The following is a 3,188-nucleotide window of genomic DNA, read 5'->3' as shown; positions in this document are numbered from 1 at the left end:
AGGACAAATAGAATCTGTTTCGATACACACCAGCGTCCATGACGTTGGTATAACTAGACTCATTTATAGATGTATAGTTATTCAGTAAGGCATCATAAACATAAACATCTATTGTTTCACCAAAATTCTCAAGAGCCGTCAGATTGATGGCAATGTTTCCTGCATCACCTAAAAACATACCAAGTTCAAAAAATTTATTATCATTATAGGCACCAACCGCCTGAATAACATAACGACCTTCGTCAATAATCCAGTTTAAATCGTTTGGAAAATTATCAACATTGGAAGCGTCATAGCCATAATCTACGCCATCGGTGGCAGCATTATCTGGCGTAAAGGCTAATAACAAATGACGTGTATGTCCTGTCGGCATAGTGAAAGAAATTCGTACGCGTTGTATGTCGTTCAATGCTTCTACTTCAGGTGCAGCAATGTTACCTGCTTTGACCGTATCAAAAAGTAACATGCACAAAAAGAAACATAAGTAGGTAGTGTTACGCATAGGGTTTAGAATTAACTGATTTGGGACTTCTAAATTAAGAATATAATTTTATTTTATCTTTGAAATACTAATTTATTCGACAAAATGCGCAGTTTGGTACCAATATTGTAATACTTATATTACAAATACGTACAATTATATGAAGACCATTAATAGTTTATGGAATCGTTAAAAAATTACTTACCTAGGATTCAAACAAAAAATTCGCCTAGGTTTTAGGCGAATTTTAAATAGAACTAAATTGGTAATAATGCTTAATATTTAACCACCACTTTTTTATTTAAAGTTCCTGTTTCGGTTTTAACTCTTAAAATATAGGTACCTTCGGAAAGGTCTTTAACCGGAATTCTAAATTCATGACTAATCATGGCATTGGTAGCATTCCACGACCGCACACTCTGACCCACCATATTAATCAAATAAACCTGCTTAACATGGATATTAGGCGAGGTTTTAATGTAAATCTCCGCAGTGCTATTGAAAAATGCTGCATAAATGCCATCAACTAGCTCGTCTTTTATCGACAGTCTGTCTTCTTCGCGGAAAGTCACAAAGAATCGCGTGGTAATCTCACCTGCTTCTAATTGCGTTTGGAAATTAAATTCGTTAATCGCGGTGTAAGTATCTAAGACAGCATCATAGATGTAGACGTCGATATCTGATTCGAAGTTTTCTAAATTGGCTAATTCTATTTCTATCAATCCTGAATTCGCCATAAACAAACCTAAAGGATAGCGCAGGCTTTCATCAAAGGCTCCTACGGATTGTATCACATAACGCTCGTCCTCAATCATAAAGGCCATATCTGAAGAGAAACCGTCATTACTTCTAGCATCATAACCAAAATCATAGTCATCAGAAGCCGCATCATCTGGGGTGAAAGCTAATAACAACGGTCTTACAAATCCATCGGCTGCCTTAAAGTTTAAGCGTACACGTTGAATTTCATCTACATACTCTTCTTCGTATAAAACATCTTTACCGTTGGATCTCATAAAAATAGAGTTGCCAGAACTTTCTTTTTGAAAGACTCGCTGGCTATTTCTAAACATAACCGTTCCTCCCGTTGGATTGCTTGAAGTAACAAAAAATCCTTGTCCAACAGGTATATAGCGTCGTGGAATTTTAACTGCAGCACCGGTGCCACCAATAAGATTTCCTGGTGGAGAAACAGCCGGATTGCCACCTGCAAGTGATAGCGCCGCATAACCGCCTTCATAGGCCGATAAAATATGTGTGGCGTTGGTTGGGGAATGTTCCCAAAAATAAATCGGTCCTTCAATACTTTCGGTTGTGGTGCCAGAATTTCCTATAAATCCTAGGGTATTGTCTCTAATAAAATCATAGGCATCAATACTGGAGGGATATGGATTTCCTAACAGTGCTTGGTTACCTACTACAATCGGATTACTTATCACACCGTTATTGGGCTGACCAATAAATACATAGTTCTGTTCTGTACCTCCAGCCCCACTACCCTTCATGGTAAATCCTAATCCGAGATTAATATTGGTATTTTCACTAATGGAATTCCACGCAGCATAATTACCTTCCACATAGTTTTCAAATAAATACAACCATCGACTACTCATGGTCAATGGACTACCAAAACTCGCATTTACAGCACCAGTCCAATTTATAGTAAGTGGATTACTCGGGTTAGTACCATCATGCAACACACCTGCAACTGAATATGCGCCAGCACTAGATGCAACTGGACTTCCCCAATAGTTATAATTATAAAGATTGGTAGTGCCTTGTTGGTCAATTTCCAACACGCCCATACCCGTGGCGTCAACAATACTATTCACATCTTGTAACAATTGTGATTCTCCAACTAAATCTAAGGCACCGTCAATTTTTAAATAATTGGTAACGCGTAATACCTGATCGTTTGTAATGCTATAACGGTTGTTATCAACTAAAAGTCCTAATATGGTGGTTGGACGATTCCCCGATGTAATATTATGTTGGGTTCTTACGATGTTCCACGTTTGACGATCGCCATTAATACTGTTGACATTTGAATTTGGTATTTGTTGTACTGAACCATTTAGCCAAGTAGCGTTATTATCCCATATATTATTAGCACCAGATATGTAAGGAATGGGAGCTGTTTCGTTTTGGATGGTGGTCATGTTTACGGTTCTGCCATCTAAAGCCGAATCAGATATGTCTGACACTTGTCCATTTTGAACCAAAGTCTGTGAACCTGTAACCATCTGGTAATAGCCAATTAAATTAGACCATTGTAAATTTCCAACAACATTCAAAGGAACCGTTACCCCACGTACGTTAGCGCCATTGGCCTCTATTTCCTGATTCATCATCGCTCTTATTTGCGCTTCGCTTAAGGCGGTATCCCAAATGCGAACTTCATCTATTAATCCATTAAAGAAGTTGATGGGTGTATTATTCGTTCTGTCAAGAGCACCTATCAAAGTTTGATTTGAATTTAGTATTGGAGTTGCTCCTGCATTGTTAATTTGCATGGGCAACCCATCAATATACATGCTATAAGCTCCTCCTCCATTATAGGTGACAGCTACATGATACCATTTGGTTGTATTTATAGTTTGTGTAGCAAATAGTTGACTCGAATTCCAACGGAAATATAGGCGGTTATTGATTAAACTTAAGTCGTAACCCGAGTTTAAATTTGTTCCGTTTCTTTTAGAAATTATGG

The 3,188-nt window shown here is 37.8% G+C and carries 2 protein-coding genes; both read right to left on the bottom strand.

Annotated elements, in window-relative coordinates; genetic code table 11:
* The coding region (locus tag V7Z48_RS11815; protein WP_442954715.1) for a hypothetical protein at positions 1-502 on the bottom strand (502 nt) is incomplete at its 3' end.
* Positions 503-756: 254 nt separating this feature from the next.
* Positions 757-3,188 (bottom strand): LamG-like jellyroll fold domain-containing protein (locus V7Z48_RS11810; protein WP_334113715.1); only part of this gene is annotated, 2,432 nt, incomplete at its 5' end.

This window comes from Paucihalobacter sp. (assembly GCF_036825875.1).
Taxonomy (GTDB): domain Bacteria; phylum Bacteroidota; class Bacteroidia; order Flavobacteriales; family Flavobacteriaceae; genus Paucihalobacter.
The sequence above is the reverse complement of the archived record's forward strand: the minus strand, read 5'-3'. Positions and strand labels throughout refer to the sequence as shown.